The sequence below is a fragment of the Echinicola marina genome (genome assembly GCF_020463795.1).
GTDB classification, from domain to species: domain Bacteria; phylum Bacteroidota; class Bacteroidia; order Cytophagales; family Cyclobacteriaceae; genus Echinicola; species Echinicola marina.
This window is the reverse complement of the sequence record NZ_CP080025.1, coordinates 103,918-119,237: the sequence shown is the minus strand read 5'-3', so window position 1 is coordinate 119,237 and position 15,320 is coordinate 103,918. Positions and strand designations below refer to the sequence as shown.

Sequence of the window (15,320 nt, the reverse complement as noted above, 5' to 3'; positions counted from 1 at the left end):
GTGCCATTTGTGAGATGATTCGATCTTATTTTTATATGAAAAACAATAAAACGAAAATTGGTTTTAAATAAATTGAAAGGTAATTTTTATTATATTCCTTTTTATTATAAATTGTGCCATAACTCCTTTCGATAAATTTGTTTTTTGAAAGCGTTAAATGTTGCAAGCGGATTCTTGGGGTTTCCAAATAGGATTTTCAGAGAAAAAGTAGCGAACAAATTTCTTTATGCGGTTAATTGGTATTAAAAAAATCCCTGAATTTTTCAGGGATTTTTTTGTGTACTGCTGTTTTCTGTGTTATGCAGCAATAAATTTCGATAAGGGTGATTTTGGTCTTTTTTAGTTCAACTATGTTATTTAGCAGGGGGCGCGATTCTTGCTAGCTGACGTGTTTATATTTGTGGGGTGGACTTGAGTAGGAATGTTTTTTAGTATTAAATTGGATGAAAAATGGTGAAAGAGCTTTATAAAGATCAAATGGGGAGGGAGGTAACGCTTGCAAAAATGCCAAAGCGAATTGTTTCCTTGGTGCCTTCCCAGACGGAATTGTTGGTGGATTTAGGTTTGGAAGATCAACTGGTCGGTCTTACCAAATTTTGTGTTCGTCCCAAGGGCTTAAAAGAGAAAAAAACCATTATAGGTGGGACTAAGCAATTCAAGTTTGAGGTGATTAAGGCTCTAGAACCTGATTTGATTATCGGTAATAAGGAAGAAAACTACAGAGAGGGTATTGAAATATTGGAGCAGAGGTTTCCTGTATGGATGAGTGATATTTATAATTTGTCGGATGCTTTTAAAATGATATCCGATATTGGAGCACTGACAGGTAAAGAGGGAGAAGCTCAGAAGTTAATTGGTAAAATACAGCAAGACTGGTTGAAAAGAGTGGCGCGAATAGGTACAGTGCTGTACCTGATCTGGCAGGAACCGATTATCGGCGTAGGAAAAAAGACTTTTATAGATGAGATGCTTAAATGGAACGGGCTTGAGAATGTATTGGAAAGTGAAAGATACCCTAGTTTAAAAATAGAAGAAATCGAAGACCTCAATCCAGATTTCATTTTTCTAAGCTCTGAACCATTTCCGTTTAAAGAAACACATTTGGATGTCTTCCAGAAGCTGTTTCCGCATAGTAAAGTGGTTTTGGTGGATGGTGAAATGTTTTCTTGGTATGGTAGCCGGCTGCAATATGCGCCTGCTTATTTCAAATCACTGTCAAAGCGATTGGTCTAACTTTTCAGATCTAAAATTTCCCCAATCTGATTGGTCTTTTTCATTATTTTACGCAGGTCTTCAAATTGTTCATAAGCCAAATGATCCCTGAATTCTGTTAGGTTTCTGATATAGCCATTGAGAGCTTCTAGCACATTGTCTTTATTTTCCTGAAGTATGGGGGCCCACATGTCAGGAGAGCTTTTTGCTAGCCTTACCGTGGAGGCAAAGCCACTTCCAGCCATATCAAGGATGTTTTTATCATCTTGCATTTTATCAAGCACGGTTTTGCCGAGCATAAAAGAGCTGATATGGGAAAGGTGGGAAACAAATGCCAGTTGATTGTCATGTTCATGTGGTTCCATGAACCTAATCTTCATGTTGAGGGCTTCAAATGCTGTATAGGCTTTGGACTTAAGGTGCAGGTCTGTTTTCTCCAGTTCGCAAAGGATCATGATTTTGTCTTGTAGCAAGCCTGGAAAAGCAGCGCTTGGGCCTGAGTATTCTGTACCTGCTATTGGGTGAGCTGCAAGAAAGTTTTTCCTTTTAGGGTGATCCTCGAGACTGGCACAGATATTTTCCTTTGTGGATCCAAAGTCCATGATGAGGGTTTGTTCACTGACCTTGTCCAATAAATCTTCTAGAACAGGAATGATTGTATGTACCGGTATGGCCACTACCACAATATCAGTGTCCCGGTCAGGAGTTGCTTTTGCTTCATCAATAATCCCTAAACTAAGGGCTTGATCTAGGTGAGTTTGATTATGGTCCATACCCGTAATAGTCAGGTTAGGTAGCGCTGCTCTTAATCCCAATGAAAAGGAGCCGCCCAAAAGGCCAAGGCCTATTATGTGTATTTTCCTCATGATGATTAGTTTATTTGGTCCAAGCGCTATTTATTCTCTCGAATGCTTTTTGAATAATATCTTCCGGCACGCAAAGTGAAAACCTGATATATCCATTGCCATTGCTGCCAAAGATATCTCCGGGTGTAATGAATATTTGGTTTTCATACAATAGTTTGTCAACCAAGGAGTGTGGGTCTGTTCTATCTGCAAGCTTTGCCCATACAAACATACCAGAGCTTTTTTTGTCACATACAGCACCAATTCTTTCTGCTAGTTTCCATATCAATTCCCTTCTTTTTTGGTAGATGTTGTTCATCTGTTCAAACCAGGAGTTGTCTAGGCTTAATGCGGCAATGGCCCCTTGTTGGATGCCCAGGAACATACCTGAGTCCATATTGCTTTTCACCTTTAAGACTTCTTTTACAAAATGGCTGTCTCCACAGAGCATTCCTACTCTCCAACCCGGCATATTATACGTTTTGCTCAATGAGTTTAATTCCAAAGCGATTTCCTTTGCTCCCTCAATGCTTAAAATACTGAGGTGTTCCTCCGTTAATATAAAGCTGTATGGATTGTCGTTAACCAATAGGATTTGGTGTTTTATAGCAAAATCCACCAACTGTTTTAGTGTAGTTTTATTGGCGTTTGCACCAGTAGGCATATGGGGGTAATTGATCCACATCAATTTAATTCCTTGGCTAGCGAATTCCTCTAGCTGATCCATATCTGGCAGCCATTGGTGTTCTCCCTTAAGATCATAATAGATAGCTTCAGCTCCCACCAATTCTGTTACAGAAGTATAGGTAGGGTAGCCTGGGTTTGGGATAAGCACCTTGTCACCGGGATTCAAGTAAGCCATGGAAATGTGCATGATGGCTTCCTTGGATCCCATCATGGGTAGAATTTCATGAGCCGGGTCCAGATTGACACCATAATGTTTTTCATAGAATGAAGCAATGGCTTCCCTTAGTGCCGGAATCCCCTGATAGCTTTGGTAGCCATGGGAGTTGTCCAGCTTACTGGTGTTATTTAATGCTTCTATTACTGAAGGATGTGGAGGAAGGTCAGGACTTCCTATTCCCATATTGATAATGTCATGACCTTCTGATTTTAACCTGGCCACTTCTCTTAATTTTTTGGAAAAATAGTATTCCTTGACCTTGTTCAGGCGATTGGCTGCTTGGATCATGTTTAGGCAATTTTGGTGTTTTTGTACTCTCCCATGATTTTGATCTGATGGCCTGCATCTTGGATTTGCTGCATGGCCGTTTGATAATCGGAAAGTTTCTCAAAAATTAAATCTATGAAGAAGGCATAATGCCATGGTTTATCAATAACTGGCAGGGATTGGATTTTTGAAAGGTCAAGATTGTTTTTACTCATGATGTTGAGTACTTTGGCCAAGCTCCCCTTTTCATTTTGAATGACTAATTTAAGAGAAACTTTGTCAAATCCTTCTGCTGGAACTTGTTCCTTTTCCTTGGTGACTATGCAAAAACGGGTAATATTGTTTTTGATGGTTTGAATGTCAGAGGCCAAAATGTCCAACTTATAAAATTCAGCAGCTGATTTACCGGCAATAGCCGCTACTCCTTTTAGCTGTTCTTCATGGATGGTCTTCGCTACTGATGCAGTATCCAAATCTTCTACCAAACGGATATGAGGGTACTCTTCAAAAAAAGCTTTACACTGTAATAGGGCCATTGGATGGGAGCGAACCTCTTGGATTTCTTGGATGCTCTGTCCCGGCCATGCCATAAGTTGATGGGAGATGGGAAGATAGAATTCACCAGTTATTCTGAGGTTATTTCTATCCATAAGGTCATAATTCGGCAAGATGGCTCCTGCGATGGAGTTTTCCAATGCTAATACACCGATGGTGGCTTCCTCAGTGGTGATTTTCCTGACCAGTTCCGTGAAGGTCAGGCATTCCAGTATTTCTGCCTCTGGTCCAAAAGTAGTACGGGCCACCTGATAATGGTATGAACCTTTGATACCTTGTATGGCTACTTTTTCTTGGGTTGCTTTCAATTTAGTAGTTGTTGAGGATTGGGCGGTGAACCGCTGATTTTTTTGTTGTGAAATTAGATGAAGGATGCCAGAAAGTCAAAAACAATCGATGCCTTTATTCCATAAAAAATGACATGAAAGAAAACTGCCTGACTTTTTAAGGTCAGGCAGCAATCAATTTTATATGGTTTCCAGTCCGGCCAATTGGCAATGTTTCCAAAAGCTCGGGTAGGATTTGTTGACTACTTCCATGTCATCGAAGGAGACCTTGGTTTTAGTAGCCAAAGGCATAAAGGCCATGGCCATGCGATGGTCATCGTAGGTGCTGATGTTGACTTCAGCAGGAATGCCAGTGGAAGGTATAAGTGTGAATACCTCATTTTCTCCTTCTACCAATTTGGCGTTGAATTTAGCCAATTCCTGTTGTAGAGCGAAAATACGGTCTGTTTCCTTGATTCTTAGGCTTTCCAAGCCGGTGAATTTACTTGTCTGTCCAATTAATGCGCAGGTTACAGCCACAGTTTGAGCTAAGTCAGGACAATGGGTGAAATCAAAACTTTCCAAGCCGCATACTGCTTTCTTGGTCAATTGTATGCCCTCTTCGTTAAATTCACTGTTTATCCCTAAGTGATCCATGATCTCCACTATCTTTGAGTCTCCTTGTAAACTGTCTTTTTTAAGCCCTTTAAGGAAGAACTGCCCCTCATCTGCACAAGCCAAGAGACTGAACCAATAACTTGCTCCTGACCAATCGCTTTCTACAGCAAAATTAGTGTTGTGGTAATCTTGATGAGCGACTTTTATAATGTTTTCTTCAAAACTATATTGGATGCCAAATTGCTCCATCAATTTCAGGGTCATTTCTATATATGTCCTGGACCCTATTTTCCCTGTTAACTCTAAAGTTAAACCATCAGGCAGTAGCGGAGCGTTCATGACCAGTGCAGATATGTATTGGCTACTTACATCTCCTCTGATTTTGATGTGATTAGTCAACTGTTTGGAGAAGCCTTTGGTTTCCATTGGAGGGTAGCCCTCTTTGCCTTTGTATTCTATTTCAGCTCCAAGGCTTCTCAATGCATCCACCAAAATGCCTATGGGGCGCTCGCACATCCTAGGAGTACCGGTCAAAGTTTTGTTTCTATTCGTAAGAGCAGCATAAGCCGTCAAGAACCTCATGGTAGTCCCCGCATCCAAGACATCCAGAATATCCGGATCCTCTTCCAATAATCGGATCATTGTTTGAGTGTCTCTGGCTTCAGCTAGGTTGGAAATATGATTGCCTCCCTTAGTCAAGGCGTCAATAATCAGAACCCGGTTGCTTTCGCTTTTTGAAGATGGCAAAGGGATGTTTACTTCTCCAAAGCTGGCTTTGGTGCTTAGTGTGATTTTGTTCATGGGTGTTGTGAATTGTAAAAATTCAAGGAAGAGATGATGTCCTCAAGGCTCACTGCAATATTATAATCACATTCACCTATTTTATTTAGCAAGGAACAGTTGATGGTTTTTCCATCATTCTTTTTGTCCTGGAAGCAAAGTTGCGCAATGGCGTCAAGGTCTTTATTGGGGATTTCCACTTTGCCAAAAACCTTAAGCAATGTTTCGGTAATGGTGTCCAAGTCTTCCTTAGGTAATCTGATGTGTTTATGGGAAAGATATGCTTCGGCAATCATACCGATGGCAATGGCTTCTCCGTGCAAAAGGTGTCTTTCTGTATCCAGATAGAATGACTCTACTGCATGTCCCACGGTATGTCCGAAATTGAGGATTTTTCTTAAGCCTTCTTCCTTTGGGTCCTTGGTGACTACTTCTTTCTTAATTTGTACGGACTTTTCTATGATGTCCTTCCAGCTTTGGTTCTCCCAGTTGTCAATCTTCAAGCTATTGAAATAATTGGCGTTTTGGATCAAACCGTGCTTGATGACTTCTGCATAACCAGACCTTAATTCAGGTACGGGTAGTGTTTTCAGAAATACGTCTGAAATGATAACAGTTTCAGGTTCATTGAATACACCGATATGGTTTTTGAAACCATTAAAGTCCACTCCAAGTTTTCCGCCTACACTGGCATCCACCTGAGAAAGAAGGGAGGTGGGGATATTGATGAATTTTACGCCACGCTTATAGGTGCTGGCACAAAATCCACCCATATCTCCAGTTACTCCACCTCCTAAATTGATGATCAGTGATTTTCTGTCAAACCCACAATCAGTCATCCATTGCCATATTTCAGTGCAGGTGGTCAAAGTCTTGTTGACTTCTCCTGCTTTGAACTGGAAATGCTCATGCTCAGGGAGGATTTCCTGGATCAGTGGATAACAAGCTTGATAGGTATTGCTATCAGCTATTAGGCCTAGTTTGGAAAAGCTCTTTGTTTTTAGGTACCGCTCTAGGTCTGCAGCAATTTGAGTCGAGAAAATTATTGATTCCAAGGGATTGATACTTTATATATAAATAATTTTTTACGCTTCTTTTTTTACAGCGTCACCTTCTCTAAGTTGTTTTTCTTGTCTTTTCACAGATTCCTCATGAATAGTAAAAAGCAATTCCTTCATGAATTTTTCACTCATGCCTTTTTTAACACCTTTTTCAGTTCTGGACTCCATTACGTTTTTCCATCTGTCAGACTGAAATACGGTGAGCTTGTGTTCTCTTTTGTGTGCGCCGATTTGATCGATTACGGAGAATCTTTCTGCAAATAGATCCAATAATTGATCGTCAAGGTGGTCAACGGCAGTTCTTAGGTCGTTAAGCTGTTCATCTGGATTCTGTGTATCCAAGGTGTTCTTGAAATCAATTTTAGAGAGGATTTCTTTCAACTGGGCAGGAGTAACTTGTTGTTTGGCATCACTCCATGCGTTGTCTGGATCATGGTGAGTTTCGATCATCAAACCGTCCAGGCCGAAGTTGATAGCTCTTTGGGAAACTTCCAAGATACCATCTCTTTTACCTACGATATGGCTAGGGTCATTGATCACTTCCATGCCTTTCCATTCTCTTTTCAAGTGGATTGGCATTGACCAGTTTGGCTTATTTCTGAAACGCTTGTCGTAAGCATCGCTGAATCCTCTGTGGATAGCAGCTAGTTTGTTGATGCCTACTGCGTGAAGTCTTTCCAAAGCACCGATCCAAAGCTGAAGGTCCGGATTCATTGGGTTTTTAACCATCACTGGAATATCTGTGCCTCTTAGTGCTTCAGCAATTTCCTGTACAGCAAAAGGGTTAACGGTAGTTCTTGCACCGATCCAAAGTACATCTACTTTGTGCTTAAGGGCTAACTCAACGTGAGCAGTGTTACCAACTTCAGTAGTGATAGGGATGTTAAGGTGATTTCTAACAATCTCCATCCACTTAAGGCCATCTTCACCGATTCCCTCGAAGCTTCCTGGTCTGGTTCTTGGCTTCCATATTCCAGCACGGAACATTGAAGGAATGATGTTCTCTTTTTTCATTTCCAGGCAAACTTTTTCAACTTGCTCAGGAGTTTCTGCACTACAAGGCCCCGCGATAATTACATGACCGTTAAGTCCTAAGCCCCATTCTGACGTTTTTAAGTGATCTTTCATTTGTTTGATTGAAATAAAAAAGCCCGACTCTTTCGAATCGGGCTTTTTGGTTTATGTATGAATTTTATTTTTTATCCAGACAATAAGCAGCTCCGATTCGGCCTTGAGGTCGAAAGTAAAAGAAAAAGAAAATAAAATATGTAGCTGCTTGTTTAATCATTGGCCCAAAAGTAAGGGCTTGATTTTAAATAACCAATAAAACATGAATTAATTTTTTATAATATTCTACTTTTCCTCCTTAGCATTGTGAATACTTTAAAAAAAGCCAATTATTTTAAGGTAATTGCATTGGTTTATTTCAGTATTATCTATTGTGTTTAAAGGTTAGGTATTGTGTTTTTTGAAATCCTGTTTTGAGTTTTTTGGATTTTCTTTATTGGAATTCTAAAAGTATTGGCAGTTAAGGTGTAAGGTATGTATGAGGCTATTGTATGAGATTATTTATAGCTTAGAATGGCAAGTTTCTTGCATCTTATATATAGGGAATAAAATTAAAGTCAATAGACGTTTTTTTAATATATTTGCACCTTGATTCAAAATGATGAATACTAAGCCCAATATTTCTTTTGAAAATACTGAAATAGCCTTTTCATCCAGGACGGATGTGGAGCTCAGAAAAATGTACCTGATATTTGCCGTCATGGACAGTAATATGGCTGTGAAGCTGGGGACAAGCCTAGCAGATGTAGCATTTAAACTGAGACTGCCGGTAAAAGGGATCATGAAAAAAACAATGTTTGGCCACTTTTGTGGGGGAGAGAGCATTGAAGATTGTAAAAAGTCTATCAAGGAGTTAGAGCGATATGGAATAGGGACTATTCTGGATTACTCAGTAGAGGGGAAAGGGACAGAAAAAAGTTATGACTTTACACGTGATGAAATCCTCAGTACCATAGAAAGGTCTGCAGGAGCTAAGGAAATACCTTTCACGGTGTTTAAGGTAACAGGTTTAGGGTCCTCCAAGATTATGACTAAGGTTCAGGAAGGAAAGCAACTTTCTGAGAGAGAAGCTATGGCATTTGAAAAAACAAGGGCCAGGGTAGACAGTTTATGTAAGGCAGCCCATGAACATGATGTAAAGATCATGATAGATGGGGAGGAAAGTTGGTTCCAGGATGTGATAGATGATATGACCTATGAGGCGATGGAAAAGTACAATCGTGAAAAAGCCATAGTCTATAACACTTACCAGATGTATCGAAAGGATATGTTGGGACTATTAAAGCAGGCTTATGCAGAGTCAGAGGAGAAGGGGTATTATATAGGTGCTAAACTTGTAAGGGGAGCCTATATGGAGAAAGAAAGGGAGAGAGCAGAGGATAATAAATATCCAAGCCCTATTCATGAAACCAAGGAGGATTCAGACAATGCTTATAATGATGCATTGAAATTCTGTATGGAGAATAAGCAGGGTATTTATTTAGTGAGCGGTTCTCATAATGAATTGAGCAATATCATTTTGACAGAGCTCATGAATTTATATGGGGTCAAGCCTTCTGATGATAGGGTGTTTTTCGCTCAGCTTTACGGTATGAGCGATAATATTTCTTATAATCTGGCTTTTGCAGGATACAATGTGGCCAAATATGTGCCTTATGGTCCAGTGGAAAAGGTGATGCCTTATTTATATAGAAGAGCTGCAGAAAACACCAGTGTTTCCGGGCAGAGTAGTCGAGAGTTTGAATTGATAAAGAAAGAAATGGCACGAAGAGCGGCCATTAAAAAATAAAAATTAATATATCCAAGTCTATGCAATTACTGAGCGAACAAGAGATAGAAAGAAGAAAAGACAGGGAAGCCTTGATAAAAATGGGGATAGATCCATATCCTGCAATTAAGTTTCCTGTAAATGTCACTTCTAAGGACATCCACAAAAATTATGAAAATAATAAAAATGACTATAAGGATGTTTCTATAGCTGGTCGTTTGATGAGCAGAAGGATTATGGGCTCAGCATCATTTGCTGAAATTCAAGATGCTTCAGGAAGGTTGCAGATTTATGTCAGAAGGGATGATATTTGTCCCGGTGAAGACAAAACCTTTTATAATACAGTCTTCAAAAAGCTCTTGGGAATTGGTGACTTTATAGGTGTAAAAGGATATATTTTCACCACTCAGACAGGGGAAATTTCTCTTCATGTGACTGAGCTTACTTTGCTTTCTAAGTCTATTAAACCTCTACCTGTGGTGAAGAGAGATGAGCAAGGAAATGTGTTTGATGGTTTTACTGACCCTGAATTGAGGTATCGTCAACGCTATGTCGATTTGACAGTTAATCCAGAAGTAAAAAATACTTTTATAACCAGAACAAAGATCATCTCCAATATGAGGAGGTATTTTGATGATCACGGCTGGTTAGAGGTAGAGACACCGATATTGCAAGCGGTGCATGGGGGAGCTGCTGCGAGGCCATTTGCAACTCATCATAATTCTTTGGATATGCCTTTATATCTGAGAATTGCCAATGAGCTTTATTTGAAGCGTTTGATCGTGGGAGGATTTGATGGAGTTTATGAGTTCGGAAAAATGTTCCGAAATGAAGGGATGGACAGAACCCATAATCCAGAGTTTACTTCCATGGAGATCTATGTAGCCTATAAGGATTATATATGGATGATGGAAATGGTAGAAGACCTTTTGGAGAAAGTGACTCTTTCCGTTCATGAGCGTACTAAAGTGAAGGTAGGAGAGAATGAAATAGATTTTGCTGGCCCATATAGAAGGTTGTCCATGTTTGATTCCATCAAGGAGTATGCAGGTGTGGATGTGAGCAAGATGAATGAGACAGAATTGCGTGAGGTTTGTGCTGGAATGGGGATTGAGGTGGATGACACCATGGGCAAGGGTAAGTTGATTGATGAGATATTTGGTGAGAAGGTGGAAGCACATCTGATCCAGCCTACATATATTACCGATTACCCTATAGAAATGACCCCTTTGGCCAAAAAGCACAGAACAGAAGAAGGCTTGGTGGAGCGATTTGAACTGTTTGTTAACGGAAAGGAAATTGCCAATGCCTATACAGAGCTTAATGATCCTATTGATCAAAGAGAGCGGTTTGAGGATCAGTTGAAGTTAGCTGAAAGAGGAGATGATGAGGCCATGGCCATGGATGAAGATTTTTTGAGGTCATTGGAGTATGGTATGCCTCCTACATCAGGTTTGGGGATTGGTATTGATCGGCTGACGATGATGCTTACGGATAAGTCTACTATTCAAGAGGTATTGTTCTTTCCACAAATGAGACCTGAGAAGAAGGTGAAGATTGCCACAGATGAGGATTTCGTGGCACTTGGAATAGATCCAGAATTGATTCCAGCGATTCGTGATTTGAACATTCATACCATTGATCAACTGAAAGAGCAGGATGTCAATAAATTGTTCAACGATGTATGTGGAAGAAGGAAAAAGTTGAAGTTAAAAGCCAATAATCCTAGTAAGGAAGATGTAGCCAGTTGGTTGGTATAATGATTTAAGTTATTCAGAATAACTAAAAACCGAGCAAAAGTTGCTCGGTTTTTTTTATGTTTATTTAATTTGGAATGTTGCTTGTATTGTTTTTAGTTATCCGGTTTTTTCACAGACTTTGGTTGCAGTATCACTAAGAATAAGTGTTTATTGTTTCGATTATATTAAAACGTGTGTTATATTATTAATTGATTTATAATAAGCGCGTTTTGAAATGATTGATTTAAGAATAAATTCAGAATTTGGTACTTTGAAGGCTGTCTTGATGCACAGGCCAGGCAAGGAAATAGATAGGTTGACCCCCTATAATAAGGAATTGTTATTATTTGAGGATGTGCCCTATTTAGAGGCCATGCAATTAGAGCATGATTATTTTACCAATGTAATTAAGCAAACTACCGGGGCAAAGGTTTTAGGACTTCATGAGCTTTTGATGGAGACCATGGCTGATGAAAAGGTCCTGTTTAATATGATGGAGGAAGCTTTGGGTTTTTCCAGACTCTCGCAGTATACGGAAAGTATTTTAGGTAGGCTTTCTACGTCTGAATGTGCCACGGCCCTCATAGCAGGGATCAAAGTTCATGAGCTCAAAAGAAAAATTACCAAATTACCTTTAGAGGACTTGATGGATTTTGCCTTTATTATTCCACCATGTCCAAATCTATATTTCCAGCGTGACCCTGCCGCTTTGACACCCGGAGGAATGATTTTTTCAAGTATGAAAATGGAAGGCAGGCAGAGGGAGGCCAATGTCATTAGGGCGATTTTTGAAAATCACCCCGAGTTTAAAGATAAAGTCAATAAGGTTTATCCTATTGATGGACATAATACCCCGGCTTGTATTGAGGGGGGGGACGTGATTGTTTTGTCCAAAAAAGCGGTGGCCATAGGTAACTCTGAACGAACGGATGAGAAAGCCATTTACCATGTTGCGAAGTCTCTTTTGGCAGAAGGAACAGTGGAAAGAGTCTATGAGGTGCATCTCCCTAAACAGAGAAATTTTATGCATTTGGACACTGTGTTTACAGTTTTGGATGAAAACCTGGTGCTTACTTATCCAGATGCGTTGGAAGCAGTTCTTAAGACTTCCTTGTATACATTGAAAAGTAATGATGGGGATCAGGTACATATAAAGCGAACCGTTTTAAAAGAATCTTTACTGACAGTTTTGGAGAAAGAAATCCCTTATTTGGAGATCATCCATATGGGCAATGGCAATAAGGATTATGCTTTGCGCGAACAGTGGTATGATGGGGCCAATGTCTTTGCTATTGGGCCTAGAAAAGTGATTTCCTACAGACGGAATAAGCATACCAATAGGGCTTTGAGGGATGCAGGGGTGGAAGTATTGGATATTCCCTCTTCAGAACTTTCAAGAGGTCTAGGTGGTCCAAGATGTATGACCATGCCACTCAGTAGGGCAAAGATTTAAGCTAATATTTAATTGTTTATCTGTCAAAGAAGGACCTCCTTCTTGAGACTTTCAAGTCTTGGAGAATGCTAGCTTTGACCCTGATATCTATGCTATAGCTGGTAAATGTACCAAAAGGAATCCAGCTTACATTCATCTGCCAGCAGTGAAGATCCCTTGCGATTCCAATCATGGATTGCGTGATTTTGCTGGTGGAAATATCATAGCCTGTATTGAAATTTACTTTCCATTTTTCAGAAAAGCTGACATCGCCAGACAAGTTGATGGCTTGGGTGATGTTGGTTTTTCCAGTTCTGTCGCTTTTGCTATAGCTAAGGTTATAGCTGTAATTAATGTTCCATGGAATACTCCAATCAATATACTGGCTGGGGTCATTGGCGATCCTGTTAATTTCGTTCTCAACAAAGTCATTCAGCTGTCCCCCTTGTTCAAGAAAATCATTGGTCAACTCTTCCCTAGTATCTGCTGGGGTTTTTTCTGCCCCTCTTGGATTATAACTACCGTTAAGGTTTAAGTTAGCCCTACTGATAGATCCGATTCCTTGGCCATTATTCCATGCATATTCATTGATTTTACGGAAATAGGTATTGCCGTCACTGTCTGTATATGCTTTAGTGGCATAAGGGTTAAGGGTGGCTGAAAGTGCTACCGAAATTTTATTGTCGAAGAAAGAGGTTCTCGTGCTCATATTGATAGGAGCAAGCTGGAAGGAGTCAGCTACAAAGTTATAGCTTGTAGAAAGGTTTAATGATTGCAAAAGCGGGAATTTTTCACTTTTTGCTTCCGTACTGTCATTTTCCACCTTTTTCTTCCCTTCCAAGGTGTTTCTGATCGATATGTTTAATGATCTTGATTCGCCCCGTGGAGCTCCACCGTATAGGAAGCCTTGAAAACGACTGTACAATTGCTCATTTCCCTCTTCGTCTACTTGAACACTTTGATAGTAACCGTATCTAGGATCGGAAAAATCTGGCGTAAAGGACATGCCTATGGTAGGCTGCACATGATGCCTGATGGCTTCTAGGTTTGATTTATTTCCAAATGTATAAAACCCATAAATATTTGTAGCCAAATTGAAGGAGGTGCTATAATGTCCGACACGACTAAAACCTTTTTCCAAAATCCTATCAACTCTTTCCTCAGGAGCATTATAGAAATAATTGATCCTGTCAAAATACCAGAGTTCATTATAATTGAAACTGGCAGTACCTGTGAAATATTTAAATAGGGTAAAATTAGAAGATACTGGCACTGTATGCCTGAAGCCATTTTCAGCTTGTTTCAATAATTCTGGCAAATTGGCCCAATTAAAGGGGATAATGTCTGGGTTGGTGTCTTCATCCAAAACCTCGCCTTGTAAAGATTCCTGTTCTACACCAAGTTGCTGGACTACCTTATTGTTGATGGAGTTTTGGGCATTGAAATTCCATGCAAAATTCAGCGTTTTCAGTGGTTCAAAGCTAGAATTTCTGAATGGGGTTTGACGGTTCATATTCACCGAAATATCGGGAAGGATCAATCGCACTTCTTCCGTTCGGACATTTTGGGAATGTCTCAAATTGGCAGACATACTAAAAGGAGTGCCCGTAAAGGTTTTACTGTAGGAGATATTTGAAGTGAATTCAGAGTTGGTATTTCTCATATAGTTATTGGGATTAACCACCAGGTTATTATAGTTAGTGGATCCTGCATTTACTGAAGCAGAGAACCTGGAATTTCCCCTAGATTCAGGACTATGACTCCAATTGACCCATAATGTGGTGTAATCCAAAGGCGTTTCATCCGTTTCAGGACTTCTGAACTGTTGGAAGTCCACATTGAATCCCCCGTTGAAGCGATACCTTTTCTTATAGACTGTGGCAGCTTTTACCCCATAACCTCCTTTGGAAAATATTTCTCCAGTAAGTCTAGAGTGGATATAATCATTAAAGGCAAAATAATAGCCAAAATCCCTGAGGAAGAAACCTCTTCTTTTTTCTTCCCCGTAAGAGGGAATGATAATCCCTGAAACCTGTTCTTCCTTTTGATTAGGAATAAAGCCAAAGGGTAGGCCTGCAGGGGTAGGGATTCCATTAAAGTAAAAATTGAACGGCCCTGATATGGTTTGCTTACCGCTTACTGATTTGATTTTATTGGAGGATATGTGCCAATGAGGTTCTGCTAAATTACAAGTGGTATAGTAACCATGGCTAAGGTAGACATTGCCCTCTTCGTCCTTTTTGACTTTTTCTCCCCTTAATAGTCCATCCTGCTGCTCTGTTACTACATCCGAAATGATAGCTTTCCGTGTTTTGAAATTGTAGCGCATATCCTTCCGGATTTCGTAGGTACTATTCCCCTCTTTGAACAAAGGACTTCCTTGTACTGCTCCCGTGGAGTCTTCCACACCCGAGGCATACAGTTCGTTGGTCTCCCAGTTGATTTCTATATAATCTGCATCTAGTCGGATATTGCCATATTCGAACCAAGCTTGGTTATAGAGGTAAACCTTTTTTTCTTTAAAGTCCGAAAGTATGCTGTCTTGAGCGGCATATTTAATGGTAGTTTCTATATCTCCTTTGGGCACAACCTTTGTGGTGTCAGCTGAAGGTATAGTATCATTCAAAGTGAGACTATCCAGTAAAACGGGGGGGATGGTATCAGAAATAGGCGTAAGATCTGGAGCTATAATTTCTATTTCCTTAGGTCTCTTTTGCGTCCTTTGGGCCAAAGAGCAGTGTAGAGAAATTATAATTAAGATGAAGGAAAGATAAGCTACCTTAATATTCTGCACCGATTTACTTC

Annotated in this window: 11 protein-coding genes; 4 read left to right on the top strand and 7 right to left on the bottom strand. The window is 39.9% G+C overall.

Annotated elements, in window-relative coordinates; all coding sequences use genetic code 11:
* Positions 1-450: 450 nt before the first annotated feature.
* Positions 451-1,233 carry an ABC transporter substrate-binding protein gene (locus tag KZP23_RS00605; protein WP_226334248.1) on the top strand — a complete coding sequence of 261 codons (783 nt, stop codon included), beginning with the start codon at positions 451-453 and terminating at the stop codon, positions 1,231-1,233.
* On the opposite strand, the gene KZP23_RS00600 is transcribed toward KZP23_RS00605, so the two are convergent.
* The 6 genes from KZP23_RS00600 to KZP23_RS00575 all read right to left on the bottom strand — a co-directional run bounded on the left by KZP23_RS00600 (position 1,230) and on the right by KZP23_RS00575 (position 7,636).
* Complete coding sequence (locus KZP23_RS00600) at positions 1,230-2,078, bottom strand: prephenate dehydrogenase (protein ID WP_226334247.1); 849 nt, start codon at positions 2,076-2,078, stop codon at positions 1,230-1,232. The two genes, KZP23_RS00605 and KZP23_RS00600, sit on opposite strands and share 4 nt — an antisense overlap.
* Positions 2,079-2,088: 10 nt before the next feature.
* Positions 2,089-3,249, bottom strand: a complete 1,161-nt coding sequence (locus KZP23_RS00595) for a pyridoxal phosphate-dependent aminotransferase (RefSeq protein ID WP_226334246.1) — start codon at positions 3,247-3,249, stop codon at positions 2,089-2,091.
* A gap of 2 nt (positions 3,250-3,251) precedes the next feature.
* Positions 3,252-4,091: a prephenate dehydratase gene (locus KZP23_RS00590; RefSeq protein ID WP_226334245.1), complete on the bottom strand. Its 840-nt coding sequence runs from the start codon at positions 4,089-4,091 to the stop codon at positions 3,252-3,254.
* A 159-nt stretch (positions 4,092-4,250) separates the two neighbouring features.
* Positions 4,251-5,468 carry a 3-phosphoshikimate 1-carboxyvinyltransferase gene (locus KZP23_RS00585; RefSeq protein ID WP_226334244.1) on the bottom strand — a complete coding sequence of 406 codons (1,218 nt, stop codon included), beginning with the start codon at positions 5,466-5,468 and terminating at the stop codon, positions 4,251-4,253.
* Positions 5,465-6,502 (bottom strand): 3-dehydroquinate synthase, encoded by a 1,038-nt coding sequence (gene aroB, locus KZP23_RS00580; protein ID WP_226334243.1) that lies wholly within the window; start codon positions 6,500-6,502, stop codon positions 5,465-5,467. The genes KZP23_RS00585 and aroB overlap by 4 nt, the downstream gene beginning before the upstream one ends.
* Before the next feature lie 30 nt (positions 6,503-6,532).
* On the bottom strand, positions 6,533-7,636 hold the full coding sequence (locus KZP23_RS00575) for a chorismate mutase (protein WP_226334242.1): 1,104 nt from the start codon (positions 7,634-7,636) through the stop codon (positions 6,533-6,535).
* A gap of 541 nt (positions 7,637-8,177) precedes the next feature.
* On the opposite strand from KZP23_RS00575, the gene KZP23_RS00570 reads away from it, so the two are divergent.
* The 3 genes from KZP23_RS00570 to KZP23_RS00560 all read left to right on the top strand — a co-directional run bounded on the left by KZP23_RS00570 (position 8,178) and on the right by KZP23_RS00560 (position 12,536).
* Entirely contained in the window at positions 8,178-9,365 is a 1,188-nt protein-coding gene (locus tag KZP23_RS00570) for a proline dehydrogenase family protein (protein WP_226336456.1), read from the top strand.
* Positions 9,366-9,385: 20 nt separating this feature from the next.
* Positions 9,386-11,104, top strand: a complete 1,719-nt coding sequence (lysS, locus tag KZP23_RS00565) for a lysine--tRNA ligase (protein ID WP_226334241.1) — start codon at positions 9,386-9,388, stop codon at positions 11,102-11,104.
* A gap of 217 nt (positions 11,105-11,321) precedes the next feature.
* Complete coding sequence (locus KZP23_RS00560) at positions 11,322-12,536, top strand: arginine deiminase (protein WP_226336455.1); 1,215 nt, start codon at positions 11,322-11,324, stop codon at positions 12,534-12,536.
* Positions 12,537-12,552: 16 nt separating this feature from the next.
* On the opposite strand, the gene KZP23_RS00555 is transcribed toward KZP23_RS00560, so the two are convergent.
* Positions 12,553-15,309 (bottom strand): putative LPS assembly protein LptD, encoded by a 2,757-nt coding sequence (locus KZP23_RS00555; RefSeq protein ID WP_226334240.1) that lies wholly within the window; start codon positions 15,307-15,309, stop codon positions 12,553-12,555.
* Positions 15,310-15,320 lie beyond the last annotated feature (11 nt).

Excerpts from the sequence above, each read along its gene's own strand:
- KZP23_RS00575 (WP_226334242.1), bottom strand. The coding sequence starts at position 7,636 with ATGAAAGATCACTTAAAAACGTCAGAATGGGGCTTAGGACTTAACGGT.
- KZP23_RS00595 (WP_226334246.1), bottom strand. The coding sequence starts at position 3,249 with ATGATCCAAGCAGCCAATCGCCTGAACAAGGTCAAGGAATACTATTTT.
- KZP23_RS00585 (WP_226334244.1), bottom strand. The coding sequence starts at position 5,468 with ATGAACAAAATCACACTAAGCACCAAAGCCAGCTTTGGAGAAGTAAAC.
- lysS (WP_226334241.1), top strand. The coding sequence starts at position 9,386 with ATGCAATTACTGAGCGAACAAGAGATAGAAAGAAGAAAAGACAGGGAA.
- KZP23_RS00605 (WP_226334248.1), top strand. The coding sequence starts at position 451 with ATGGTGAAAGAGCTTTATAAAGATCAAATGGGGAGGGAGGTAACGCTT.
- KZP23_RS00570 (WP_226336456.1), top strand. The coding sequence starts at position 8,178 with ATGAATACTAAGCCCAATATTTCTTTTGAAAATACTGAAATAGCCTTT.
- KZP23_RS00600 (WP_226334247.1), bottom strand. The coding sequence starts at position 2,078 with ATGAGGAAAATACACATAATAGGCCTTGGCCTTTTGGGCGGCTCCTTT.